Origin of the sequence: Pseudonocardia sp. Ae717_Ps2, assembly GCF_001932475.1 — a bacterium.
Lineage (GTDB): Bacteria > Actinomycetota > Actinomycetes > Mycobacteriales > Pseudonocardiaceae > Pseudonocardia.
The window spans coordinates 1-22954 of record NZ_MCIS01000002.1 but is presented as its reverse complement, the minus strand read 5'-3'; the positions used below and the strand labels follow the sequence as shown (position 1 = coordinate 22954).

Sequence of the window (22954 nt, the reverse complement as noted above, 5' to 3'; positions counted from 1 at the left end):
GGATGACTATCCCCGGCGGCGCCGACGCCGCCGACGCCGCCGACGCCGCCGACGCCGCCGACGCCGACGCCGCCGACGCCGCCGACGCCGCCGACGCCGACGCCGCCGACGCTGCTGCTGCCGCGGCGGCTGGGGCTGCGGCGGCTGGGGCTGCGGCGGCTGGGGCTGCGGTGGGTGAGATCGTGCGGGTTCGTCGGGTCGGGGATGCGGTGCGGTCGGCTCGGCGGGCGGCGCGGGGGGTGGAGCCGCATCCGGTGTGGGGGCAGCGGGAAGCGGATGCGCTGTCGGCTCTGGGGGTGGTGGCGGCGTTTCTGGATCATCACGCTCACACTGATGTCGCTCGGGTGGTCACCGACACGCTGCTCGCTTCCCTCAGTTCCCTCGGCTTCCGCGTCGGTTGTGGTGACCTCTCCGGTTGTGGTGACCGCGCTGCTCGTGGTGACGTCGGGGATCCCGCGGACCGCCCGACCGGCCCGGCCGGCGCGGGTGGCCCGGCAGGCGCGGGTGGCGCGGCGCCGGCCGGTGCTGTTGGGTCGGGCGCTGCTGGTTCTCGGAGTCGTCGGGGGCCGGCCCGGCGTGGCGTCGCCCATGACGGGGATGTCCCTCTGGCGTTGTGGCCGCTCGCCGACCCTGCCGGCCCTGCTGACTCCGGTGGTGAGGTCGCGGTGGCCGTCCCGTCTGTCCCGGCGGTGTCTGCCTCGGCGGTGTCTGTCCCGTCGGTGGGGGCGGTGCGGGCGTGGGCGCAGGCTCAGGGGTATGCGGTGGGTGCTCGGGGGCGGTTGTCGGGGCAGGTGCGGGATGCGTATCTGCGGGCGCATCCGGAGTTGACCGATCCCGGTCGTGGTGGGCTCGGTCCGGGCTGATCCGCTGTGCCCGGACCCGCCCCCGGGGGTCCTGGGGGTTTCTGGATCGTTTCCAGTTTTATGGGGCGGGTGTAGAGCCGCCGGTTCGGGTCGGAGCCGGCACCAGTGAGCGTTTTTCGTCCTGGTTGACGACACCAAGAGACAGGCGCTCGCTAACAGCGGAGGTGCGCGTGTGGATGCTCCTACCGCAGGTCATGCGGGCGATCATCCGGTGGGGGGACACCGCGGGAGCGTCGCTGTGACCTGCACGAACGGCAGGTTGGAAAACACTCAGTGTCTTCCTTCCTGGTTCTCAAGATCGAGCCAGTGTTCAGACACTCCGGCAAAGCGGGGGAACCTCAGGGGATGTGGGAGAGCCCCGCTCCGGGGGGTGGGCACCCTGTGCGTCAGTGCCGTGGTCCCTCGGGGCGGGGCTCTGTCTGTGTGCGGTCTGTGTGCTGTTGGTGGTCAGGCGAGCAGACCGCGTGGTCGCCGGGTTGGTAAAGGCTCTACCCAGCGTGCGGTGGGGTCGGGGTTGTTACTTGTGGCCCTTGACGGTGTCTCCGGCGGCGCCGGTCTGGGCGCAGTTGTCGGACTGGTCGGTGACCGAGTGTCCGGACTTCGCGGTGCCGGATCCGAGGATCCCCAGAGCGCCGGTGAGGCCGTTCGCGGCGGCGGCGTCCTCGATGGGGACCTGCAGCCCGATGAGGTTGAGCGGGATGTTGTTGTTGCAGGCCTGGATCGGGACGTTGACGTTGTTGCCGTTGAGGCCGGCGATCAGGCCCTCGGCGCTCTTGTCGATCCCGTCACCGTGGTCACCGCTGTGGGTGCCGTGGGCCATGGCCACCGGCGAGAGCGCCATCAGTGATGCGGCCGAGGCGGCGACGACGATCCCGGTCTTCTTCCACATGGGGTATGTCCTCCTGGTTGTTGCTGGCACGTCGGATACGAGGGGAGCCCGTGCCAGCTGCAACGAGAGGGTTCAGGTGGGGTAACTGCAGGTCAAACACTGTCACCCGGCCCGCGCGCGGCGCGCGCGGACTGTTTCCGCGGTCGAAGTCTCGACCACCCGTATGGGGCATTTAATCGGACACGGGACACGGTCGTGTCACGCACTGTAGTTATGTCTGGTGTGTCCTGATCTGTCCTGGTTCGGCGCAGTCCGGGGACCTCCGAGGGCCTCCGAGGGCCTCCGGGGGCGTCCGGCGGGGTCGGGGGGTGCTGGGTGAGGGGGTGGGCCGGGCCGTCGCCGGAGGGGTGGGCGGCCCGGCCCTGGTGGGCGGTCGCGGGTGGCGTGCGCTCCCCAGCGCGCCGGGTGGGTGCGACCGCTGCAGACCCGAACACCTTCAGTGTGACCTATCGCACTGCGCGGGGGAAGGGTGTTGTCGTGGGGGCGGTGCCGGGGTGTCAGGGGTGGCGGGTCAGGGCGGTGGTGGTGGTGTCGCCGGCGGGGCCGCGCAGGACGAGGGTGTTGTTGGTGATGTCGGCGTGGCTGGTCTGGGTGAGCCAGTCGGCGATGGGGATGTTCTCGCAGGTCATGAGGGTGGTCGGGTTGGCGGTGGCGGTGAATGTGCCGTCGGTGTGGACGCCCCAGGTGCCGGTCAGGTGGTTGCAGCCGTCGGAGCCGGTCCAGTGTCCGTCGGGGGTGAACTCGACGAACGCTCGTCCTGCGGTGGTGTCGTCCGCGGGGGTCCAGTGGCCGATCAGGGCCTGCTGCAGGGGATGCGCGGAGGGGGCGCCGGTCGGCATCGGCAGCGTGGTCGGGGCAGTCGGGTCGGTCGGTGTGGTGAGTGCGGCGGGTGTGGCGGGGAGGGGGCCGACGGCGTGGGGGCCGTCGGTGTCGGTGGTGGTGGTGTCGGGTCGGGGCACGTGGACTCCTGCGGTGGGGTGCGGGGGCTGGTGCTGTCCGGGTTCCCAGACCTCGTAGTAGGGCTGCTGGGCCGCGGCGGGCTGGGTGGCGGCGGCGGTGGCGGTGCTGGTGGTGAGTGCGCCGGCGGTGGTGAGGGCGGCGGCGGCGAGGAGTGCTGCGGCACCGGCGCGTCGTGTGCGGGAAGTCGTGTGCATGGGTTTCACCTAAACACGGTTACTGACGGGTAGGTCTGGTCGACGGTAGGTGACCGCGACGCCTGCGGCGGAGCGGGGTGGGTGTCCGCCTGCGGCGGAGCAAGTTAGGTGTTTTCTCGGAGAAAACACTGACAGGGGGTGGCGGTGTGAGATTCTCGGCCGGAAGTGGAGGGGGTCTGGATGTCTCTGGCTGGCCGAACTCGCCGATCTCGGGCTGAAGGCGGGCGTCCGCACCGGACGACTGTCTGGTTCTCGGATTGGGAGATGGCTCGAGTCGAGGTGGCTGCTGCGTCGGCGGCTATGGCTCCGGGTGCGTGGGTGGGTGAGGCGGCGGTTCGGGCGGCGGAGCCGCCTGAACCGGTGGTTCCTGGTGGGCGGGTCTCGGCGGGTTCGGCTGGTGCGCGGATGCAGGAGTTGATGGGGCTGCGTTCGGAGTTGATGGAGGATCGGCGGGTTCTGCGCAACATCGGGGGGAACCTCAACGACATCGCTCGGGTCGCGAACACCGATGGGGTGCTCGAGTCGACGGTGGGGCAGGTCGTGGCGATGGTGGCGCGGTTGGTGGAGCGGGTCGACCGGACCGTGGCCGAGGTGGACCGGCAGGTCAACGGTGCGGCGGCGCAGCTGCGGCGGTCGGGGAGCCGACGGTGATCGCGAAGGTGAGCCGTGGCTGGCGGGTCGAGGGGCTGGTCCGTTACCTGATGGGGCCGGGGCGGTTCAACGAGCACACCGGGCAGCGGGTCGTCGCGAGCTGGGACGGGGCGCCGGAGAAGTATCAGCCGGCGCAGGACGTCGCCGGTGGATGGGATCTGCGCGGTCTCGTCGATGCGGTCGGTGCTCCGGCGGTCGCGGCGGGGGTCGGGTTGCGGGAGCCGCGCGCCGAGGCCGGCGGCCGGGTGCGGCGGGGGCCGGTGTGGCACTGCTCGTTGCGCAACGCGCCGGGTGATCCGGTGTTGTCGGATGCGCAGTGGGCTCAGGTGGTCGAGGACCTGATGGATCGCACTGGGATCGCGGCACGGGGTGAGCTCGATGGCTGTCGTTGGGTCGCGATCCGGCACGCCGATGACCACGTGCACGTCGCGGCGGTTCTGGTGCGTCAGGAGTCCGGGAAGCGGCTGCACCCGTTCCGGGACTTCGTCCGGGCGCGCGAGACGTGCCGGGACTGGGAGCGGAAGCTGGGGTTGACGCCGACGGCGGCTGCGGATCGCAGCTCGGTGACCGGGCCGACGCAGGCCGAGCAGGAGAAGGCGCTGCGCCGGGGTGTGGAGGAGACTTCGCGGGAGTGGCTGCGACGGATGTCGCGGGTCGCGGCGGTACAGGCCAGGGACCCGGAGGGGTTCGTGGCTGCGTTGAAGGACCTCGGTGTGCTGGTGCGCGCCCGCAGCTCGGAGGAGCCGGCGACGGGGCAAGGTGCGGCGATGGTGGGCTACTCGGTCGCCGCGCCGGGTGATCTGACCGCGGCGGGGCAGCCGGTGTGGTTCTCCGGGCGGACGCTGGCCCGAGACCTGTCGTTGCCGAACCTGGAGCGGCGGTGGAGCTCGGCGCCGCCGCCGGCACCGGTGGTGGGTGGTGCTCCGGGGCGGACGTATCGGGCGTCGGTGAGTCCGCAGGAGCGGGTGGCGGCGATCGATGATGCGGTCTCGTCGATGGAGCATGCCACCGCGACGTTGGCATCGGGCGAGACCGGGGTGGGTGCCGACGGGATCGCGCACGCGGCCGGGGACATGCTCTGCGCGGTGGGGGTGGTAACGGGCCGTCAGGACCCGGACGGGCGGGTCCGGAGGGAGGCGGGCAACGACCTCGACCGAGCGGCCCGAGTGCCGGAGCAGGTGCTGCCAGCACGGTGGTCGCCGGTGGCTCAGGTGCTGCGGCAGTCGGCGTGGCGGCTGGCGTCGGTGCGAACGGTGGGCCGCCACGGTGAGGGCGACGGGGCCCGGTTGGTGCTGGCGCTGGCGACGTTGGTCGCCGAGATCGCAACACTGCGGGAGACGCAGTCACGGCTTGCGCAGGCCCGGGCGGCGCACCGCAGCTGCGGAGCGCTGCAGGCATCGGCCCGCAGTAGCGCGGCACGAGCGGCCGCGAGCGGGCCGGCCCGCGGAGGCGCGGCCCGATCGGCTGGGCAGCGCCCGCCGGCGTCGGCGACGGGGCCGGCGAGGTCGTCGGGACTTCACGAGCCGACGTATCAGGAGAAGCAGAGGCGAGGGAGAGGACGGTGACGGGGCCGGTCGACCAGGACGTTCCGCTGCTCGGTCTCGGTCGGGACCAGGTGCAGGCATGGACGCAGTTCATGCTGGTGACCGCGAACGCGGTACGGCAGTACCGGGTCAACCAGGAGCGGGCGGCGTGGAGCCAGGAGTGGGCGGCTGCACGGGCGACCCAGCGGTACTCGAACGACCTCGATCCGTGGGTGCGGGCGATGGTTGAGGCCGACGAGTCCGCGTTCCAGGCGGCGCGACGACGCGACCCGTCCAGCTTCGAGGACAAGACAAGCGGTGAGAAGCAGTTCGGCTGGGTGGTGCACACGACGACGGGGCCGATGCCGGAGGACTCCCCGTCGGGGATGCACGGTGCATGGGGTCTGTGGGCGGACGGCTGGCTTGCTGAGAAGAAGCTGTCGGTGTTCGTGGTCGCGGACAAGGAGACTGCTCTGCGGTTGCGTGACGAGGTCACCGAGGGAGAGCAGCGGACCCTCAAAGACCTCGGCGAGCTGGGCACCTACGGACACATGCGGGCCGTGCACGCCCGCACGGAGGTGCGTGAGGAACCCTGGCAGTTGCGGGTGCGGGTGTGGGGGAACCTGTGTGAGGTCTGGCCGAACGACTTCGATTTGGCTGCGGCGGTGATGACGCCCAGCCCGTACTGGAATGGGGATGGCGGCTCCGAAGAGCAGAGGTACGGGGCGATCGACAGGTTGGCCACGAGGCTGCGCGGGTTGGAGGACCGCGGATACTCGATGACCGATGTCGTGAGGCGGCTCGATCTTGGTGCGGTTCGCCAGCAGTACGAGGTTGTGGAGTGGCATCTGCTGGCTGACTTCGTGGACCGGATGGTGCAGCGGACGGCTGACCAGTTGCAGGTTGTCGACGCTGATCCGGTCGATCCGGTCGTGGCCAGGGAAGTCGATGAGGCGCTGGACAGAGGTCTGAGGGACGCGGGTGTTGCACGCGACGGGGTGCTGCGGAGTGAGTACTTCGATCAGCTGCGGGCGCAACTGACTGATTTGCGCTTCGCCGGCCGGGATCTTGATGCTCTGCTAGCGGATCTTCCGGCGGAGAAGATCAGCCAAGCCCAGTATCCCGCGGCGTATCTGCGGGCGGTGGTGGAGGAGCGCGCCCGCTCGGTTCCGACGGGTGGGCCGAGTACCTATGAGCCGGGCCGGGCGGCGGGGGAGACCGCGGCCGGGATCCACCGGAGCGGATCCGATCTGGGGGAGGCCGAGCGGATGATCCGTCGGCACTTCTCCGGGCGGTCCGCAGACGCGGTGATCAGCTGTCGGGCGTGGCCTGGTCTGGCCAAGCAGCTACTCGTGTGGAAGGAGCAGGGCGCACCGATCGCGCAGGAACTCACGCAGACCGCGCTGTCGGTCGAGTCGCGTCTTTCGTCGCGGAAGACCCCGGCCTCGTACGTGAAGTCGGTGCTGCGGCGCGGCATCGAGTTCCGCGAGCACCAGGCCGCGGAGGCGGGCGAGTCGGAGCGGTCGCGCCGCGACGCCGCCCATGCTGCCCGGGTGCGGGAGGCGAGCAGGGGGTACGGGGCGTCGTCGAATGGTGTGATCACCGAGGAGATGTGTGACGGCGTGCCGGAGCCGCCGTTCGACATCTACCAGCTCGATCCGACCAACGCGGTCGATCGTGCCGCGTTGGAGATGGCGCGTGGGGCGGGGACGGTCGAGGACGACGACTACATCGAGCAGATCCTGCTCGCCCCGGACCCGGGAGAGGTGTGGATGCGGTTCAACCGGGCCGACGGGGCGCGGGGTCGTGCTGATCAGGCTGAGGAGTGGGCAGAGGTGCAGGCTCGGACGCTCGATGACCCGGATACCCGGCCGAGAGAGGAACTCATCGGCCAGGCCGAGGTCGAGGCCGGTGCCGAGCAGCGCCGCGCCGACCGGGATCGCGCGCTGGCCCACGCCGAGGAGACCGGGGCACCGACCGCGGCCGCGCTGCGTGTCGAGGTCGCGCACCGGCCGCCGTCGACCGTCCCGGATGCGGCAGTCCCGGATGCGAGGGCGGCGCGGCCGGGGCGGGCCGAGGTGCAGTCGCCGCCGAGGTTCGAGCCGCTGCAGCTCCCGCGGGGGCCCCGCCCGACCCGCTGAGCCGGGCGGGTCTGACCGAGAAGCGGGCCGGGCGCCCGGGGCGCACAGCCCGAGGGAGTGGGGAGGGAGTCTGAGGTGGGGGGTGTCTGGGTTGATCGGTCGCAGCGGGCACATTGGTCACAGCGGTGTGCTGTGGGGCTGTGAACTGGGGTTTTGCTCGGGAGTGGCTGTGACCGATGGCGTGGTTGTGCTGTGACCGATCCTTGCCGATCGGTCACAGCACGCTGCTGTGGGGGTCCTGACCGTGCTCCCGGCGCCTTGGTAGGCCTTGTCCGCCCACGCCTGGATGTTCTGGCTGGTGACAGCCTCGATGACGCCGGTACGGCGGGCGGCGGTCAGATCGTGGGTGGACCCCGGTAACGGTGGGGCCGCCCACATCAGTCGGCCGAACGGATCAGCGAGGACCTGGACGTTCATCCCGTGCCGGCGATGGCGCCCGGAGTAGAAACGGCGTTGCCCGGCTACGCGGTCGATCGGGACCAGGGTCCCGTCCAGCAGTACCCAGGCCAGCGCCCCGATTCGATGGCTGACCTGGTCGATGTTTTCGGCCCGCGCAGCGAGCAGGGACAGGGTGTCGTGGACGTAGCGCCAGGCGGTGCTGATCGCGACCCCGAACCCGACAGCAAGCCGGGCGTAGGTGTCACCGTTGCGCAGATACGCGAGGACGAGCAGGGCCTGGTGGCCTGCGGTGAGCCGCCACCACCGACCCGTGCTATCCCGCCGACGGCGCCGGATCAGCGTGCTGAGCTGGGTGAGTGTGTGGGTCGACAACGCGATCGCAGCAGGGTAGGACAACACGACGAGGCTCCCGGTCAGGATGGTCGATCTTGGTCGACTGCTGTCCTACCGGGAGCCTCACCCAGCCCCGCTACCCCCCAACGGGCCGCTGACCAGCGAACTCACGATGGAAAAGGCTCAGCGTAAAAACACGCGGTGCGGCGCATCAGGTCGCGAGTGGCGCGGGCCGCACAGTGTGGATCTTGACAGTGGTTGAAGTGTCGGGTTTCAGTTGGTGAGTGAGGATTCGGAAGTTTGCGCGTCAGGTGGCTGTGTCGGTGGGAGTGATGGGGGCGGTGGTGGCGGGGTCGTTGGTTCTTCCTGCGTCTCCTGCGTATGCGGGTGTTGATCATGTGATGCGGTGTCCGGGTGAGGATGCGGCGTGGCCGGCGATGTGTCCTGATGCGATGGATATTGATCGGGCTCGGAATGTGACGTCGGTGAGTTTCGATGTTCCGCCTCGTGCTACTGCGTATTTGACGGTGACGATGGAGCAGGAGGATGGCTTCGCGCGGAATGAGCGTACGGTGTCTGTGATGAATGCTATCGATGATATTCAGCGGATGCAGTGGTCGGTCCCTCCGTATGATCGGGATATGACGTTCAGGATTGTTCGGGTGGAGTTGCATTTCTCGACTCCGCGATAATGCGGTCGGGTTGTGGTGGGTGCGTGATGTCCACTGAGTGTTTTCCAGCCTGCCGTTCGTGCAGGTCACAGCGACGCTCCCGCGGTGTCCCCCCGCCGGATGATCGCCCGCATGACCTGCGGTAGGAGCATCCACGCGCGCACCTCCGCTGTTAGCGAGCGCCTGTCTCTTGGTGTCGTCAACCAGGATGAAAAACGCTCACTGAGCCTTTCCCGGTAGGCGGTTGATCATGTTGTGCGGCCGTGTTCGATGTGGAGAAGGACGAGCGCGGCGGCGGCGATGTGGCCGATCCGCCACGGGCGCAGGCTGACCCGGCGTAGCGCTTTGAGAGTGGTCTTGAGTAGCGAGTTCCCGCGCTCGGTGGTGGCCCGGACGGCGGAGTGGAGCATGTTCACCGTCTGCTGGTCGACGTTGAGCCGGTCGCCGTTTGGTCTGTGGGGCTTCTTCGTGATCGGGCAGGCCAGTCGGGTGGTCTCGCCCTCGTAGCCCAGGTCGGGGAGAGTGACGTGCTGCTGGTCGGTCCAGGCGTCGAGGGCGGGCAGCAGTTCGGGATGGGCGCGGGCGCAGGTGGTGTCGTGCTCGCGGCCCGGCCGTCGAGCAATCGTCAAGACCTGTGGATGGAGATCTTTTAGGCGGCTTCGGTGTGGGTGTGGTCGTCGGGTCGTTCAACGAGTCGTCCGGCTTCGAAGACTGCTCCGGCGCGGACGAGCGCGACCAGGTGCGGGCCGTTGACCGCGCGCCAGCGGTCCTGGGCGGCTTCGATGAGCTTGAACGCCATCGCCAGCCCGGCCGCGCGTGAGCCCGGCCTGCGGGTGACCCGGGTGCGGTGGTGGACGGTCGCGAACGTGGACTCGATGGGGTTCGTGGTGCGCAGGTGGATCCAGTGCTCAGCGGGGAAGTCATAGACCGCGAGCAGTACATCGACGTCGTCGGTGACCTTCGCGGCGGCCTTGCCGAACTTCGCCCCGTAAGCGGCTTCGAACGCGCGTACCGCGTCCAGGGCGTGGCGGCGGTCTTCGGCGTTCCAGATCTCTGCCAGCGCCTTCTTCGCCCCCGGGTGCGCACTCTTGGGCAGTGCGGCGAGGACGTTGGCGGTCTTGTGGACCCAGCAGCGCTGCTCACGGGTCTCGGGGAACACCTCCCGTAGCGCGCCCCAGAACCCGAGCGCGCCGTCCCCGACGGCCAGGACGGGGGTGCGCATGCCGCGCCGCGCGCAGTCGCGCAGCAGGTCCGCCCAGGACTCGGTCGACTCGCGGTAGCCGTCGGCGAGGGCGACGAGTTCCTTGTGCCCGTCGGCGCGGACCCCGATCAGCACGAGCAGGCACAACTTGTGCTCGGCGAGGCCGATGGTGACGTGGATGCCCTCGGCCCACACGTACACGTAGTCCACCCTGGACAGGTCCCGGTGGGAGAACGCCTGCTGCTCGGTCTTCCAGGTCTCGGTCAGCCTGGTGATCGTCGATGAGGACAGGCCCGCGCTGGGGCAGTTCCTCGGCTCCACGGCCGGGCTCTCCGCGGCCACAGTCACGAAGCTGACCCAGACCTGGAAGGCCGAGCAACGCGCCTTCGCCGCCCGCGACCTGTCCGGAGTGGACTACGTCTACCTGTGGGCCGACGGGATCCGCGTCAACATCCGCCTCGCCGAGCACAAGCTGTGTCTGCTCGTGCTGATCGGGGTCCGCGCCGACGGCCGCAAGGAACTCGTCGCTCTCGCCGACGGCTACCGCGAGTCGACCGAGTCATGGGCAGACCTGCTGCGCGACTGCGCGCGTCGCGGCATGCGGGCCCCGGTACTCGCGATCGCCGACGGCGCGCTGGGGTTCTGGGGCGCGCTGCGCGAGGTCTTCCCGGCCACGCGGGAGCAGAGGTGCTGGTTTCACAAGATCGCCAACGTGCTCGGCGCCATGCCGCGCTCCGCCCAACCCGGGGCGAAGAAGGCGCTGGCCGAGATCTGGAACGCCGAGGACCGCCGTCACGCCCTCGACGTCGTGAAGTCCTTCGAGACCACCTACGGCGCGAAGTTCGCCAACGCGGTCTCCAAGATCACCGATGACCTCGACGAGCTGCTGGCGTTCTACGACTACCCGGCCGAGCACTGGCAGCACCTACGCACCACCAACCCGATCGAGTCCACCTTCGCCACCGTCCGGCACCGCACGAAGATCACGAAGGGGCCGGGATCCCGGGCGGCCGGGCTGGCGATGGCGTTCAAGCTGATCGAAGCCGCCCAGGACCGCTGGCGCGCGGTCAACGGCCCGCACCTGGTCGCGCTCGTCCGCGCCGGAGCAGTCTTCGAAGCCGGACGACTCGTTGAACGACCCGACGACCACCACCAACCGGAAGCCGCCTAAAGATCTTCATCCACAGGTCTTGACGATTGCTCGCAGGCGTTCGCTGACACCGCATACCAGGGCGGAGGCCCCGCGATCACCGTCCCTCACCGCCGCCGTCGCCGTGACCTCGACACCGGCCGCTACCGGCCCCTGTCAGCGAACCAGAAGGCCATCAACACCGCCCACGCACGGGTAAGGCCCTACCTGGCCTGCTGCTGTCTCCAACGCGTCGGCGGCCTCCTCGGTGGCCTGCAGCGATCCCCGCTTTCATGGGCGCCCCGTACCTCGCCCATCTTCCGGGAATGGGGAGGTACGGGCGTGTATGGCCGTGTGTGTCTGTGTGTGGGTCGGTGGAGGCTATGTGTCGTTGACCTGCTGGAGCGCGGCCAGGCGGGCGGTGAGTTCGGTGGCCTGCTGCGCGGCGAGGTGTCGGGTGACCGGCTGTGTCTGGTCGGCGCCGGCGATCAGCAGCGCGGAGAGTGCGAGGTGGCGGGGCGTGTTGCCGCCCAGGGTGGCGAGTACCTGGCCTGCTGCTGTCTCCAACGCGTCGGCGGCCTCCTCGGTGGCCTGCAGCGATCCCCGCTTTCATGGGCGCCCCGTACCTCGCCCATCTTCCGGGAATGGGGAGGTACGGGCGTGTATGGCCGTGTGTGTCTGTGTGTGGGTCGGTGGAGGCTATGTGTCGTTGACCTGCTGGAGCGCGGCCAGGCGGGCGGTGAGTTCGGTGGCCTGCTGCGCGGCGAGGTGTCGGGTGACCGGCTGTGTCTGGTCGGCGCCGGCGATCAGCAGCGCGGAGAGTGCGAGGTGGCGGGGCGTGTTGCCGCCCAGGGTGGCGAGTACCTGGCCTGCTGCTGTCTCCAACGCGTCGGCGGCCTCCTCGGTGGCCTGCAGCGATCCCCGCTTTCATGGGCGCCCCGTACCTCGCCCATCTTCCGGGAATGGGGAGGTACGGGCGTGTATGGCCGTGTGTGTCTGTGTGTGGGTCGGTGGAGGCTATGTGTCGTTGACCTGCTGGAGCGCGGCCAGGCGGGCGGTGAGTTCGGTGGCCTGCTGCGCGGCGAGGTGTCGGGTGACCGGCTGTGTCTGGTCGGCGCCGGCGATCAGCAGCGCGGAGAGTGCGAGGTGGCGGGGCGTGTTGCCGCCCAGGGTGGCGAGTACCTGGCCTGCTGCTGTCTCCAACGCGTCGGCGGCCTCCTCGGTGGCCTGCAGCGATCCCCGCTTTCATGGGCGCCCCGTACCTCGCCCATCTTCCGGGAATGGGGAGGTACGGGCGTGTATGGCCGTGTGTGTCTGTGTGTGGGTCGGTGGAGGCTATGTGTCGTTGACCTGCTGGAGCGCGGCCAGGCGGGCGGTGAGTTCGGTGGCCTGCTGCGCGGCGAGGTGTCGGGTGACCGGCTGTGTCTGGTCGGCGCCGGCGATCAGCAGCGCGGAGAGTGCGAGGTGGCGGGGCGTGTTGCCGCCCAGGGTGGCGAGTACCTGGCCTGCTGCTGTCTCCAACGCGTCGGCGGCCTCCTCGGTGGCCTGCAGCGATCCCCGCTTTCATGGGCGCCCCGTACCTCGCCCATCTTCCGGGAATGGGGAGGTACGGGCGTGTATGGCCGTGTGTGTCTGTGTGTGGGTCGGTGGAGGCTATGTGTCGTTGACCTGCTGGAGCGCGGCCAGGCGGGCGGTGAGTTCGGTGGCCTGCTGCGCGGCGAGGTGTCGGGTGACCGGCTGTGTCTGGTCGGCGCCGGCGATCAGCAGCGCGGAGAGTGCGAGGTGGCGGGGCGTGTTGCCGCCCAGGGTGGCGAGTACCTGGCCTGCTGCTGTCTCCAACGCGTCGGCGGCCTCCTCGGTGGCCTGCAGCGATCCCCGCTTTCATGGGCGCCCCGTACCTCGCCCATCTTCCGGGAATGGGGAGGTACGGGCGTGTATGGCCGTGTGTGTCTGTGTGTGGGTCGGTGGAGGCTATGTGTCGTTGACCTGCTGGAGCGCGGCCAGGCGGGCGGTGAGTTCGGTGGCCTGCTGCGCGGCGAGGTGTCGGGTGACCGGCTGTGTCTGGTCGGCGCCGGCGATCAGCAGCGCGGAGAGTGCGAGGTGGCGGGGCGTGTTGCCGCCCAGGGTGGCGAGTACCTGGCCTGCTGCTGTCTCCAACGCGTCGGCGGCCTCCTCGGTGGCCTGCAGCGATCCCCGCTTTCATGGGCGCCCCGTACCTCGCCCATCTTCCGGGAATGGGGAGGTACGGGCGTGTATGGCCGTGTGTGTCTGTGTGTGGGTCGGTGGAGGCTATGTGTCGTTGACCTGCTGGAGCGCGGCCAGGCGGGCGGTGAGTTCGGTGGCCTGCTGCGCGGCGAGGTGTCGGGTGACCGGCTGTGTCTGGTCGGCGCCGGCGATCAGCAGCGCGGAGAGTGCGAGGTGGCGGGGCGTGTTGCCGCCCAGGGTGGCGAGTACCTGGCCTGCTGCTGTCTCCAACGCGTCGGCGGCCTCCTCGGTGGCCTGCAGCGATCCCCGCTTTCATGGGCGCCCCGTACCTCGCCCATCTTCCGGGAATGGGGAGGTACGGGCGTGTATGGCCGTGTGTGTCTGTGTGTGGGTCGGTGGAGGCTATGTGTCGTTGACCTGCTGGAGCGCGGCCAGGCGGGCGGTGAGTTCGGTGGCCTGCTGCGCGGCGAGGTGTCGGGTGACCGGCTGTGTCTGGTCGGCGCCGGCGATCAGCAGCGCGGAGAGTGCGAGGTGGCGGGGCGTGTTGCCGCCCAGGGTGGCGAGTACCTGGCCTGCTGCTGTCTCCAACGCGTCGGCGGCCTCCTCGGTGACGTACAGCGACACTCGTCGCATCCCGACCGGATCGGGCTGGGCGCGTTTACCTTCCTTGCTTTTCCGTGCTTGATGCGGACTCGGGTCTTCCTGTGTATGGCTAGGTCTGGATGGTGTATGAGCAGGTGTGGGCGTGGTTGAGTCGGGGATGCTGATGCGCCGCCGCAGCACCGCGTCGGGGTCGGTGTCGCTCATGTCTGGCGGTGGCAGTGGGTAGTTCTTGCTCATGCCGTCACCGCCGTGGTCGCTCCGGCCGTCGTGCCAGGGATCTCGTTGACGGCCAGTCGGCGGGCGAGGTTGCGGAATGCCTCGGCGTTCTCGGAGTCGGGCGCGTAATCCATCAGCGGTGTGCGTTCGCGCCAGGAGTCGCGGACCTTCGCACGGTCGTGGATCACTTCGACCACGCCGAGCGGGTGGTTCTTGAACGCCTCCAGAGTGGTCGTGGCGACCTTGCCGCGGCGAGCGTCGTAGAGGTTTACCAGTAGGCCTGCGATGTTCAGTTCGATGTTCAGTGCTTCACACAGCGTGCGGACCTGGCGCAGGAGCAGGCGCAGCGCGCGGATGCTGGAGTCCTCGGCCCCGACCGGGATGATGATCTTCCCGGTGACCTCGGAGTGGCCGCCGGTGGTGCGTCGGCGGGTCGCGACCAGCGCTGAGTCGTTGATTGCGCCCAGGCTGGGAGGGCAGTCGATCACGACGTCGTCAAACACGTCGGTCAGCGCGTCCAGGAACCGCGAAAGTAGCTGTTCCCGCCCGGTCCGCGCGTACATCTGGGGTTCCAGCAGAAACATGTCGTCGCTGGTGCACAGCACGAAAAGGTTGTCGGACACCTTGTGCAGCAGGTCGCCGAGCTCGCCGGACCACTGTCCCAGTAGCGCTCGTGCCAGGTTCGCGCCTTCGGCCGGCGCCGCTGGAGCACCGATCGCCTCCGTCAGGTGTCCCTGGGGGTCGAAGTCCACCAGGAGCACCCGACGCCCCAGTTCTGAGAGTGCGCGCCCGAGGTTGATGGTCGAGGTCGTCTTCCCGACCCCGCCTTTCTGGTTCGCCACCGCATATATCCGCATGACCGAGACCCTAGATCCATACCTGCCCATACTCAATATCCACGCCTCAATACGCGTGTATGGGAGAGGGGAGTCGGTTGAAGCGGTGTTCGGTCACGTCGTGGTTGGTGTAGAGCCCGGTGTGATGGTGGTCAGGTCCAGGTGATGGTGATGACCAGCATGACGATCACCAGGACAAGCCCAAGGACAACGAGGGCGAGCCAGGAGCCCTGGTTCGCTGGCGTCGGTGCGGTTGCCGAGGCGGCGGCGCGGTGCTGGTCTTGTTGCCGTCGTCGGTCGGTGCGGCGCCGGTCAGTACGACGAGGCGGGGTGCGCAGGGCGTCGTCGAGCGCGGCTCTGGTGAACACGATGGTGGCGACCTCATCGCTGCTCTCAGTAGAGGCTGAATAGCTGCCGGGGCTGGCCCGCGTGGGTCGACGATCGCGGGAGGTGTCGCGGTGGGTGTTCATGTGCTAACTGTGCGCAATTTGTGGCTTGTTGACCAGGGTGTCTGGGGTGACGTCACCTTCATGGGGCGCTCAGCCGCTACCCCGCCTGGGATCTCGACTCGCGGGTCACCCCGCCCTGAGGGCCCCATCTGGGGAGCCTCTGACGTTCGTGAGCTGCCAGACCGCCCCATATCCCGTAGTACTCCCCCACGGACAAGGCGTGCTCCAAACACTGCCTACTGACCGGACACGCTGCACACGTCTGCTTCGCGGCGGCATCTGCCCCGGTCTTGTGAGGGCTGGGGAAGAACATCTCGGTGTCCATCGAGACGCACGCAGCCTGCCCCCACCACGATCGGGAAACAGCCTTCTGGAGCACCTCCGCGTTCTGGGGAGAGCAGGATGACCGAGCCTTCATGTCGCGGAAGGTGCCATACGTCCCCACCGCCACCGTCCCCAGGGGTCACTCGGTGTAGGTGGCTTCGCTCTGTAGCTGGCCGGCGCCGTTCTGGTGCGGCAGGATGTCTTCGTCCTCGAAGTGTTTCCGAGAGGACAGCGGTGTCCTCGTGGCGTCTTGTCTCGAACAGGTCCTCTTGCGTGGACAGGAGCTGGTGGTGGAGAACTGGGTCTCACCGTTGAGCACCGGCGGGCTGCTGAGTATCGCGGTGGGGGCGATCGCTGTTCTGCTGGTGGCGATCATCCGGTTCAAGGTGCACCCACTGCTGGCGTTGATCGTCGTGTCTGCGGCGACGGCGTTCGCGGCCCGGATCCCACCGGGCGCGGTACTCGATGTCCTCGTCGACGGTTTCGGGACGACCCTCGGGGAGGTCGCCCTGTTGGTCGGGCTCGGCGCGATGTTCGGACGGCTCGCCGAGACCAGCGGGGCCGCGCGGGCGTTGTCGGATGCCTTGGTGGCCCGGTTCACCGAACAACGGGCACCGTTGGCGCTGGGTGTGGTGTCGCTGTTGTTCGGGTTCCCGATCTTCTTCGATGCCGCGTTCATGGTGATGCTGCCGATCATCTTCACGATCGCCCGGCGAGTCGGCGGCGGTGTGTTGATCCACGCTCTGCCCGCGGCGGCGGCATTGTCCACGGTGCACGTGTTCCTGCCACCGCACCCAGGGGCAGTCGCGGCGACTGTGCTACTCGGCGCTGACGTCGGCCTGGTGATCCTGATCGGCGTCCTGGTCGCTGTCCCGACCTGGTACCTCGGCGCGTACCTCTACAGCGTCTGGATCGGGCAGCGGATCGTGCTCCCGGTCCCGGACCTGCTGACCGGCGGGCCACTGGTCGACCACGCCGCCGACGGCACAGCGCCGCCACCACCGCCGCGGCCGGGCACGGTCGTCGCGTTGCTGCTACTCCCACTGGTGCTGATCTTCGCGAACACCACGGTCGCCACTCTCGGGAAGACCGGAACGATCGATCACGCAGCAGCGTGGGCAGAAATCGTGATGTTCATCGGGTCGACCCCGATCGCACTGCTGATCACCGTGCTCATCGCCAGCCACGTACTCGGCACCAGACGCGGTCAACCCGCAGCGGTCGTGGAAGACCTGCTCGACAACGCTCTCAAACCGATCGCGTCGGTCGTGTTCATCACCGGCGCCGGCGGCATGTTCGGCGCGGTCCTGATCGCCAGCGGTATCGGTGATGCACTCGCCAAGACCCTGAGCGCGACCGGCCTACCCGTGATCGTCTCGGTGTTCGCGGTCTCAGCGATCCTGCGGATCGCGCTCGGCACCGCGACCGTCACCATCACCACCGCCGCCGGGCTCCTCGGCGCCTCCGTCGTCGCGGCCGGGCTCGGACCCGTTCAGACCGTCGCAGTCGTACTGGCACTCGCCGCCGGGTCCTCGATTTTCCCCCACGTCAACGACGCCAGCTTCTGGATGATCGGGCGCCTACTCGGTATGGACGTCCCCACCACCTTCCGCACCTGGAGCGTGATCAAAACCCTCATCTCCCTGGTCGGGTTCACCCTGGCCTGCGCGGTATTCGCCCTCGGCACCCTCACCTGAGCTCCTCGGCCAGCCGAGCCAGGCCGAGAAGAGGAAGAGTGCCGTCAATGTTTCGTTGACTTCGGAGTCGTCGAGGAGCGGCAGGCGCGGGACCCAGTGCCGGGCACACGTCATGCCGCGGTGGGGTTCGTCGCGCGGACAGCTCCGATGAATTCCTGGGTGTAGTAGGTGTGGGACCAGATGTCGGGCTCGATCTTGACTACGTCGCCGGTTTCGGGGGCGTGCAGCATCTGCCCGTTGCCCAGGTAGAGGCCGACGTGGTGGATGCCGCCGGGCTGGCCGTTGGAGGAGAACAGCACCATGTCGCCGGGCTGGATCGCGGCCTGGTCGGTGATCGCGGGCTGGAAGGAGTTCCAGATGGCCTGGGTCTGGTGGGGCACGCCGATGCCGATCTCGGCGAAGGCGTAGACCATGAGCCCGGAGCAGTCGAACCCGCCGCGGGTCGGCCCGTTGGCGTCACCACCGCCCCACACGTAGGGCTGGCCTTGCTGGGACATGGCGCGGTCGACGACGCGCTGGATCTGTGGATCGGCGGCAGGGACGGAGCTGGTCTGCGGCCCGCACTCGACCCCTTCCAACGCCCCCGCGAGGGTGGCGGCGACCTGCTCCCACTTGGCGTAGGCATCGGGGAACGCGCTGATCTGGACCAGCTGGGCGGCTCGGGTGACGGGCAGCGATTCCCACCCGGGGACTTGTAGGAGCGCGTTGTAGAACAGGCGGGCGGACTGGCGCGGGTCCATCCGGGTGGCGACGTCGCCCCAGCCGGCCTCGCGCTGCTGGAACAACCCGACTGAGTCGTGGTCGCTGCCGACGCCTTGATTGGGCAGTTCGAGCGACTGGGGGACGTTGGAGTTGGCCAGGTTCTTCAGGCTCGACTCCTGCATCGCGGTCGCCAACGCGATGACCCGCCCGTGCCGCGGGACATCCATTTCGACTCCGGTGGCCACGATCAGTCCGGCGTTGCTGACCTGCTCGGGGCCGAGTCCCTCGATCAGCTGCGCTGGATCGGCTCCCGGCGGCGCGCACACCACACCGGGTAGGCCAGGGACGAGCCGGCCGCCGTCACCTGCCACGGCCACGATCAGGAGGAACCCGAGGGACAGGACCACACCGAGCGCGAGGGCCCCGCTGGCCGCAGCTGCACGCACCAGCAAAACGTATCATTTCGGTGACTACATTAGATACATATGGATGATATTTCCTGCTTCCCAGTGCTACCGCCGTATGGTTGAGGCTGGCTATATGTGGTCGATCTTCGCGTCGAAGACGTCGAAGTATTCCGCCGGCGGGTCGAGCTGCCCGAGCTTGGTCACGAAACGCTCGGTGCCGTGGTGTCCGCCTTCGCAGGCGCTGAACGGGCCGTGTTCGTCCATCAAGGTCGCGAGCTGGCGGTCGAGGTGGTCGTAGTAGGTGGCCAGGGCGTTGCCCCGGCTGGCGTCGGTCGCTTCGGTCCAGGAGCGGTGCAGCGCGTCGAAGCGTGCGATCGCCTCCGGGTGTAGCCACCAGCTACGACACCACCGCAGGCGGCCCTTGTTCTGCGGCAGCCGGCGTTCGAGCAGCTGGGCGATGTGGTCGCGTACCCACGGGACGAGTTCACGCATGTCCAGCCCGGTGTCCGGCGGGGCGTCCTCTATCGCGTCGAAGGCCCCCTCGATGTTCTCGACTCGGTGGTCGAGTTCTCCCAGTCGGGCGGTGAGAGTCGCGTTCTCCGTGCGCAGCTGGGTAAGTGCGGCGAGTATCGCCGCCCAGTCACCGGGTGCGAGGTCGCCGCTGGGATCCGGGCCGATCATGGCCTCCTCTGTGGGGGTCGTGCTCGCGGGCGGCGAGGAGCTGGGCGAGTGGGTTGCGGGGGCCGAGCGCGGTCACCGCCGATTGGCGGACCTGGGCGGTGGCCTCGGCGGCGTGGGCGCTGATCGTGTCGGCGTCGTCTTCGCGGTACCAGGGCATCAGTTCCAGCAGCACCGGGCGGCGGCCGGTGGAGAGCAGGATGGCGTGGCGTTTGTCGAGCGAGCCCACGTCGGCGACAGTCATCACCGGTTTCTCCCGCATCGACGTCGATGTGGATCTTCCGCCGCGGCCGTACTGGTGGGAGTAGGTCGGTACCTCCAGTGGTCCGATGAGGTCGCTGATCCAGCGTGCGAACTCGGGGTCCTGCACTCCGGCGCCGACCAGTTTGATCGTGGCCGCTGACCACATTTTGTCCATCCCGGACTTGCCCCAGACCGCGACGCCCTGCTGGTAGGACTGTAGGAACGACATGACCTGGATGCTCATCGACCCGAAGTAGGAGTAGAGGTCGGGAAGGTTCGCGATGGGGCACACGTTGGCGGCCTCGTCCAGTACCGGGCGCAGCGGGGGATCGAGTCGCCCGCCCTGGGCGGTGGCGGCCTGGGCGGCGATGCGCAGCAGGTGATCGACCAGGGCGGCGACGACCGGGGCACCGCTGCCGGCGCCTTCGCAGGTGAGTAGATAGAGGGTGTCGCGGGGGACCGGGTTACCGGAGCTGTCGGTCTGGTAGCCGACCAGGAATCGCCACGGGTCGAACTCCTCGACCGGTCCCCGGGGTGGTTCCCGCCACGTCGAGGGCGGGGTGATCAGGCGGGCGACGGCCTCGGACTCCAGGGAGCCGAGGGCTGTCAGCGCGGTCTCGAACAGGCCGCCGCGAGTCTCTGCCGGTGCTTCCTGCAGACCCCGCAGGCCCTCCGCGATCTCGGTGAAGCCGCCGGCCTCCAGCAGACCGACCGGTTCATTGGCTTGGGTGGCCAGCCATGAGCGGACGTCGCGCAGGCTCTTGCCGGTGCTGCATGAGGCGGCCAGAACGAGCTGGGTGAGCAGCCGCTCGGCGCCTCTGGTGAAGAAGGGGTTGGCGTCGTTGGAGTTGCCGGCACCGACAGTGCGGGAGAAGTGGGAGACCAGATACCCGGCGTCGGCCAGGTCCTTGATGTCGGCGAGCGGGTTCCACCACCAGCTCTGCTCGACCCCGGCGATGCCCTGAGGATCCGCGACGAAGCAGCGGCCCAGCTCGGCGCGCGGCCCGATGGTCAAGGTGTAGGCGTCAACCTTGTTGCTGGTCGCAATGACCGGGCCGGGCGCGGAGAGGATCGCGGGCACGACCTGGGCAGAGGTCTTGTTCGACCGCGGCCCGGCGATCATGAGCATCACGTCTTCCTCGGAGGCATGCAGCAGCCGCGACTCGCCGACGCCGCCGAGCCGGCGCCCCAGACACAGCCCCAGGTCCCGGTTGTCGATGCGGTCGAGGCCGGCCAGGGAGGGCCGCAGCTGCTGTGCTCGCTTCCGCGCTGCACGACCGCGCATGTCACGGGTGGCGCGATGCCCTGCCATCACCGAGCGCGGTTCGCTGCGCCGAGCCGAGCGGGAACCGATCCATACCCCGCCGCCGGCGATGGGGCCGAGTGGGAGAGCCAACCCCCCGGCCAGCACGGACCAGAACACCGGGCGCGAGCCGTCGACCCCGATCAGGGGGTCGAGGGTGCCCGTCCCGGCGGCGGAGACCATCGCCCGCAGCGTCGGCCCCCGAAGCCCGGGGCAGCCTCGGCCGCGGCGGTGGCTGCTACCCAGCAGCACGTCGTAGCCGCGAACCCTGTACCGAGGGCCCCGAGCCCGATCAGGGGGACGGCCAGCTGCTGCCACGGGATCGGCGGCGTAGGCGTGCTCATCAGGCGTGTCCGGTGCGGGGCTGCCAGGCGGTGTCGGTGTTGTAGAGGTCGCGTTCGCTGGGCATCAGTGACAGGGCGACGGGTAGTCCCATCCGTTCACCGGACTTGATCAGGTACCGGCCGCGGCCGGGGTGGGTGCTGCCCGTCATCCAGGTCGGCGGTGCGGCCCAGGCCCGTACCATCGCGGCCTCGGCTGCGGTGAGCGGGCTGATCTCGTTGATCGCGGCGAGTTCCTTGTCGGCCATGCCGCCGAGCACCATGACGCCGTTGCGTTGGGCCATGCCGCGGGCCTTGGCTCGGTCGGCCTCGGTGGGTAGTGCTTCGAGGTCGTCGAGGGAGTGGGTGACCTGCGCGGAGATCTCGCCGCGGTGGCGGCCCAAGCGGGTGACCCGGTCGGAGCGTTCCACCAGCCCGGGGGCGACGCGCAGCGCGCGCCAGAGCTCGTCCTGGATGCGGAAGATGTTGCGGTGTCGGCCCGTCGCCGCCGAGCCGTCGATGACCGCGGCCGCCCACGCCCAGGACGAGAGCATCGCTGCGGCCACGACTTCGTCCTCGTCGTCGTCGAGGGCGGAGATGTCCAGCGACAACGCCGGGGTGTCGAGGTCGGCCGTGATCGAGGAGGGGCGGTCGAACAGGCCCCGGATCGCGCCGGCGCAGAGCAGCTCCAAGGTGTTGACCAGGTCCCGGGCGTCGCGGCGGAAGGCCAGCTTGGAGTCGCAGGCAGCGATGTCGAGCAGCAGCGCGGGCGGGCTGACCAGGATCCGCACGACGTCGGGGATGATCGGCTCCTCGCCGACGGTGGTGCCATCCACGCACAGGTCGAGTGCGGCACCGAGTAGACGTCGTTCGGTCACGCTGATCTCGGCGCGGCGCACAATGACCACGAGCGCTTCGAGCAGCGACAGCCGCCGGGCACGGATGGTTTCCGCCAGCCGGGCGTGTTCGTCGCCGCTGGTCTGGGCGAGCGCGGCCCGCAGGGGGCCCGCGTCGAGCGGGTTGAGCGAGTGCAGGCCCCGCCCGATCCGCCACACGCGGCCGTCGAGGTGCTCGACCAGGCGGGTGTACTCGCCCTTGACGTCACCGGGGACCACGGCGGTGAACCCGAACGCGACCAGTCCGGTCATCAGGCGTTTCACGATCGTCGACTTGCCGATGCCGGGCTGGCCCTGGATCCACATGCCGGTGTTGGACACCAGCCCCTGGCGTAGCCACTCCGCCGGGTCGAGTCCCACGGGCTCGGCGGTGTGCATGTGATGGCCGATGGGCACCCGGGCGGTGCCGCACCCGAGCTGACCGCGAACGGGAACATCCCGCACACCTGGGTGGTCGTGCCCTGCCACATCACCCCGGGCTCGGCGCTCGCCGCGACCGGCACCGGGCAGCGCCCACCCAGAGCCCGGGGCACCGGGCGACCGCGATACGGCGCACCGGGGTCGCGCTGCTGCTGTGGGGGCAGGGAGATCGTGGTCACGGAAGGCTCCTGGTCAGGCAGGTGAGCGAGGCGCACCGGTGGGTCATTTGCGGGGGCGGCGGGCCAGTTCGGCTGGGTTGATCCCGAGACCGAGGGAGGCGGCGAACCCGGTGATCTGCGCGCCAGGCGCCGCAGCCGCACCTTGGCCTGCCCGGCGCGCTGTTCGACGTCGGCGGTCGCGGCGGGCATCTGCTCGGCGTCGAAGACGGTGGTGGTCACGTAGAGGGTGAACCGGCCGACGCCGGCGCCTTCGGCCTCTTCGCGGGCGCTCTGCACCGCGCGCGAGAGATCGTCACGGTCACGCTGGGTCTCGTCGCGTTTGGTCTTGTGCGCCCACATCCGACGGACCTGGGTGTTGGTGATCTCGCGCTCGACCTCGTCGGCGGCGGCACCGGCCGAGAGCGGCTCGTAGAGCAGGGTCATCCGCCGCGCGAACGGGCCCGCAGCCAGCAGCGGAACCAGCACGCGGTCCATCACCGACTGGCGAGGTGCCTCGACCATCGCCCACGACACCGACAGCCC

The 22954-nt window shown here is 69.3% G+C and carries 23 protein-coding genes and 4 pseudogenes; 6 read left to right on the top strand and 21 right to left on the bottom strand.

The annotated features are described in order from the left end of the window. Nucleotides 1-2: 2 nt before the first annotated feature. Nucleotides 3-863, top strand: a complete 861-nt coding sequence (locus tag Ae717Ps2_RS40110) for an Lsr2 family protein (protein WP_075334418.1) — start codon at nt 3-5, stop codon at nt 861-863. 517 nt (nt 864-1380) lie between these two features. Here Ae717Ps2_RS40110 and Ae717Ps2_RS29285 read toward each other — a convergent pair. Beyond that, on the bottom strand, nt 1381-1752 hold the full coding sequence (locus Ae717Ps2_RS29285; protein WP_075302833.1) for a hypothetical protein: 372 nt from the start codon (nt 1750-1752) through the stop codon (nt 1381-1383). Between the two features lie 497 nt (nt 1753-2249). Beyond that, entirely contained in the window at nt 2250-2906 is a 657-nt protein-coding gene (locus Ae717Ps2_RS40105) for an META domain-containing protein (protein ID WP_075334417.1), read from the bottom strand. A gap of 417 nt (nt 2907-3323) precedes the next feature. On the opposite strand from Ae717Ps2_RS40105, the gene mobC reads away from it, so the two are divergent. The 3 genes from mobC to Ae717Ps2_RS29265 are packed head-to-tail and all read left to right on the top strand — an operon-like array spanning nt 3324 to nt 7221. Continuing rightward, nucleotides 3324-3557: a plasmid mobilization relaxosome protein MobC gene (gene mobC / locus Ae717Ps2_RS37525; protein WP_075334416.1), complete on the top strand. Its 234-nt coding sequence runs from the start codon at nt 3324-3326 to the stop codon at nt 3555-3557. Beyond that, entirely contained in the window at nt 3554-5122 is a 1569-nt protein-coding gene (locus Ae717Ps2_RS29270) for a relaxase/mobilization nuclease domain-containing protein (RefSeq protein WP_075334415.1), read from the top strand. The genes mobC and Ae717Ps2_RS29270 overlap by 4 nt, the downstream gene beginning before the upstream one ends. Next, complete coding sequence (locus Ae717Ps2_RS29265; protein ID WP_075334414.1) at nt 5119-7221, top strand: hypothetical protein; 2103 nt, start codon at nt 5119-5121, stop codon at nt 7219-7221. The genes Ae717Ps2_RS29270 and Ae717Ps2_RS29265 overlap by 4 nt, the downstream gene beginning before the upstream one ends. Before the next feature lie 231 nt (nt 7222-7452). On the opposite strand, the pseudogene Ae717Ps2_RS29260 reads toward Ae717Ps2_RS29265, so the two are convergent. The 3 pseudogenes from Ae717Ps2_RS29260 to Ae717Ps2_RS29250 form a co-directional block, all read right to left on the bottom strand. Then, nucleotides 7453-8019: pseudogene (locus Ae717Ps2_RS29260) on the bottom strand (transposase family protein); the annotation flags it as partial. 853 nt (nt 8020-8872) lie between these two features. Then, nucleotides 8873-9250: pseudogene (locus Ae717Ps2_RS29255) on the bottom strand (transposase family protein); the annotation flags it as partial. Nucleotides 9251-9273: 23 nt separating this feature from the next. Then, a pseudogene (locus Ae717Ps2_RS29250) lies at nt 9274-10122 on the bottom strand (IS256 family transposase); the annotation flags it as partial. Here Ae717Ps2_RS29250 and Ae717Ps2_RS29245 point away from each other — a divergent pair. Continuing rightward, nucleotides 10118-10996: pseudogene (locus tag Ae717Ps2_RS29245) on the top strand (IS256 family transposase); the annotation flags it as partial. The pseudogenes Ae717Ps2_RS29250 and Ae717Ps2_RS29245 sit on opposite strands and share 5 nt — an antisense overlap. A gap of 339 nt (nt 10997-11335) precedes the next feature. Here the strand turns inward: Ae717Ps2_RS29245 and Ae717Ps2_RS29240 are convergent. From Ae717Ps2_RS29240 to Ae717Ps2_RS40580, 11 genes are all read right to left on the bottom strand, one after another. Continuing rightward, nucleotides 11336-11521 (bottom strand): hypothetical protein, encoded by a 186-nt coding sequence (locus tag Ae717Ps2_RS29240; RefSeq protein WP_075313340.1) that lies wholly within the window; start codon nt 11519-11521, stop codon nt 11336-11338. 132 nt (nt 11522-11653) lie between these two features. After that, nucleotides 11654-11839 (bottom strand): hypothetical protein, encoded by a 186-nt coding sequence (locus tag Ae717Ps2_RS29235; RefSeq protein ID WP_075313340.1) that lies wholly within the window; start codon nt 11837-11839, stop codon nt 11654-11656. 132 nt (nt 11840-11971) lie between these two features. After that, on the bottom strand, nt 11972-12157 hold the full coding sequence (locus tag Ae717Ps2_RS29230; protein ID WP_075313340.1) for a hypothetical protein: 186 nt from the start codon (nt 12155-12157) through the stop codon (nt 11972-11974). Between the two features lie 132 nt (nt 12158-12289). Continuing rightward, complete coding sequence (locus Ae717Ps2_RS29225; RefSeq protein ID WP_075313340.1) at nt 12290-12475, bottom strand: hypothetical protein; 186 nt, start codon at nt 12473-12475, stop codon at nt 12290-12292. 132 nt (nt 12476-12607) lie between these two features. Continuing rightward, nucleotides 12608-12793 carry a hypothetical protein gene (locus Ae717Ps2_RS29220; protein WP_075313340.1) on the bottom strand — a complete coding sequence of 62 codons (186 nt, stop codon included), beginning with the start codon at nt 12791-12793 and terminating at the stop codon, nt 12608-12610. Between the two features lie 132 nt (nt 12794-12925). Further along, entirely contained in the window at nt 12926-13111 is a 186-nt protein-coding gene (locus tag Ae717Ps2_RS29215; RefSeq protein ID WP_075313340.1) for a hypothetical protein, read from the bottom strand. A 132-nt stretch (nt 13112-13243) separates the two neighbouring features. Continuing rightward, entirely contained in the window at nt 13244-13429 is a 186-nt protein-coding gene (locus Ae717Ps2_RS29210; RefSeq protein WP_075313340.1) for a hypothetical protein, read from the bottom strand. Nucleotides 13430-13561: 132 nt separating this feature from the next. Further along, on the bottom strand, nt 13562-13999 hold the full coding sequence (locus Ae717Ps2_RS36510; protein WP_143510583.1) for a hypothetical protein: 438 nt from the start codon (nt 13997-13999) through the stop codon (nt 13562-13564). Next, the gene (locus tag Ae717Ps2_RS29200; RefSeq protein WP_075334412.1) at nt 13996-14835 is read right to left on the bottom strand and encodes a ParA family protein; all 840 of its coding nucleotides are present in this window, start codon (nt 14833-14835) and stop codon (nt 13996-13998) included. Before Ae717Ps2_RS29200 ends, Ae717Ps2_RS36510 begins: the two co-directional genes overlap by 4 nt. 131 nt (nt 14836-14966) lie before the next feature. Then, complete coding sequence (locus Ae717Ps2_RS29195; RefSeq protein WP_075334411.1) at nt 14967-15284, bottom strand: hypothetical protein; 318 nt, start codon at nt 15282-15284, stop codon at nt 14967-14969. 76 nt (nt 15285-15360) lie between these two features. After that, nucleotides 15361-15681 carry a WhiB family transcriptional regulator gene (locus Ae717Ps2_RS40580; RefSeq protein ID WP_075334445.1) on the bottom strand — a complete coding sequence of 107 codons (321 nt, stop codon included), beginning with the start codon at nt 15679-15681 and terminating at the stop codon, nt 15361-15363. A 190-nt stretch (nt 15682-15871) separates the two neighbouring features. Here Ae717Ps2_RS40580 and Ae717Ps2_RS29185 point away from each other — a divergent pair, with 190 nt between their 5' ends. After that, a complete protein-coding gene (locus tag Ae717Ps2_RS29185) occupies nt 15872-17284 on the top strand; it encodes a gluconate:H+ symporter (RefSeq protein ID WP_075334444.1) in 1413 nt (470 codons plus the stop codon). Nucleotides 17285-17394: 110 nt separating this feature from the next. Here Ae717Ps2_RS29185 and Ae717Ps2_RS29180 read toward each other — a convergent pair whose 3' ends face one another. The 5 genes from Ae717Ps2_RS29180 to Ae717Ps2_RS37520 form a co-directional block, all read right to left on the bottom strand. Further along, a complete protein-coding gene (locus tag Ae717Ps2_RS29180; RefSeq protein ID WP_075313345.1) occupies nt 17395-18432 on the bottom strand; it encodes a C40 family peptidase in 1038 nt (345 codons plus the stop codon). Nucleotides 18433-18522: 90 nt separating this feature from the next. After that, nucleotides 18523-19074: a DUF4913 domain-containing protein gene (locus tag Ae717Ps2_RS29175; RefSeq protein ID WP_075334410.1), complete on the bottom strand. Its 552-nt coding sequence runs from the start codon at nt 19072-19074 to the stop codon at nt 18523-18525. Then, the gene (locus Ae717Ps2_RS29170) at nt 19034-20800 is read right to left on the bottom strand and encodes a type IV secretory system conjugative DNA transfer family protein (RefSeq protein ID WP_075334409.1); all 1767 of its coding nucleotides are present in this window, start codon (nt 20798-20800) and stop codon (nt 19034-19036) included. The genes Ae717Ps2_RS29175 and Ae717Ps2_RS29170 overlap by 41 nt, the downstream gene beginning before the upstream one ends. Nucleotides 20801-20960: 160 nt before the next feature. Beyond that, entirely contained in the window at nt 20961-22193 is a 1233-nt protein-coding gene (locus Ae717Ps2_RS29165) for a hypothetical protein (protein WP_143510577.1), read from the bottom strand. Next, nucleotides 22094-22954 (bottom strand): SCO6880 family protein (locus tag Ae717Ps2_RS37520; protein WP_369804886.1); only part of this gene is annotated, 861 nt, incomplete at its 5' end. The genes Ae717Ps2_RS29165 and Ae717Ps2_RS37520, both read right to left, overlap by 100 nt.

Coding starts and splice junctions, on each gene's coding strand:
- Ae717Ps2_RS29285 (WP_075302833.1), bottom strand. CDS start 1,752: ATGTGGAAGAAGACCGGGATCGTCGTCGCCGCCTCGGCCGCATCACTG.
- Ae717Ps2_RS29200 (WP_075334412.1), bottom strand. CDS start 14,835: ATGCGGATATATGCGGTGGCGAACCAGAAAGGCGGGGTCGGGAAGACG.
- Ae717Ps2_RS40580 (WP_075334445.1), bottom strand. CDS start 15,681: ATGAAGGCTCGGTCATCCTGCTCTCCCCAGAACGCGGAGGTGCTCCAG.
- mobC (WP_075334416.1), top strand. CDS start 3,324: ATGGGGCTGCGTTCGGAGTTGATGGAGGATCGGCGGGTTCTGCGCAAC.
- Ae717Ps2_RS36510 (WP_143510583.1), bottom strand. CDS start 13,999: ATGAGCAAGAACTACCCACTGCCACCGCCAGACATGAGCGACACCGAC.
- Ae717Ps2_RS29175 (WP_075334410.1), bottom strand. CDS start 19,074: ATGATCGGCCCGGATCCCAGCGGCGACCTCGCACCCGGTGACTGGGCG.
- Ae717Ps2_RS40105 (WP_075334417.1), bottom strand. CDS start 2,906: ATGCACACGACTTCCCGCACACGACGCGCCGGTGCCGCAGCACTCCTC.
- Ae717Ps2_RS40110 (WP_075334418.1), top strand. CDS start 3: ATGACTATCCCCGGCGGCGCCGACGCCGCCGACGCCGCCGACGCCGCC.
- Ae717Ps2_RS29195 (WP_075334411.1), bottom strand. CDS start 15,284: ATGAACACCCACCGCGACACCTCCCGCGATCGTCGACCCACGCGGGCC.
- Ae717Ps2_RS29170 (WP_075334409.1), bottom strand. CDS start 20,800: ATGGTCTCCGCCGCCGGGACGGGCACCCTCGACCCCCTGATCGGGGTC.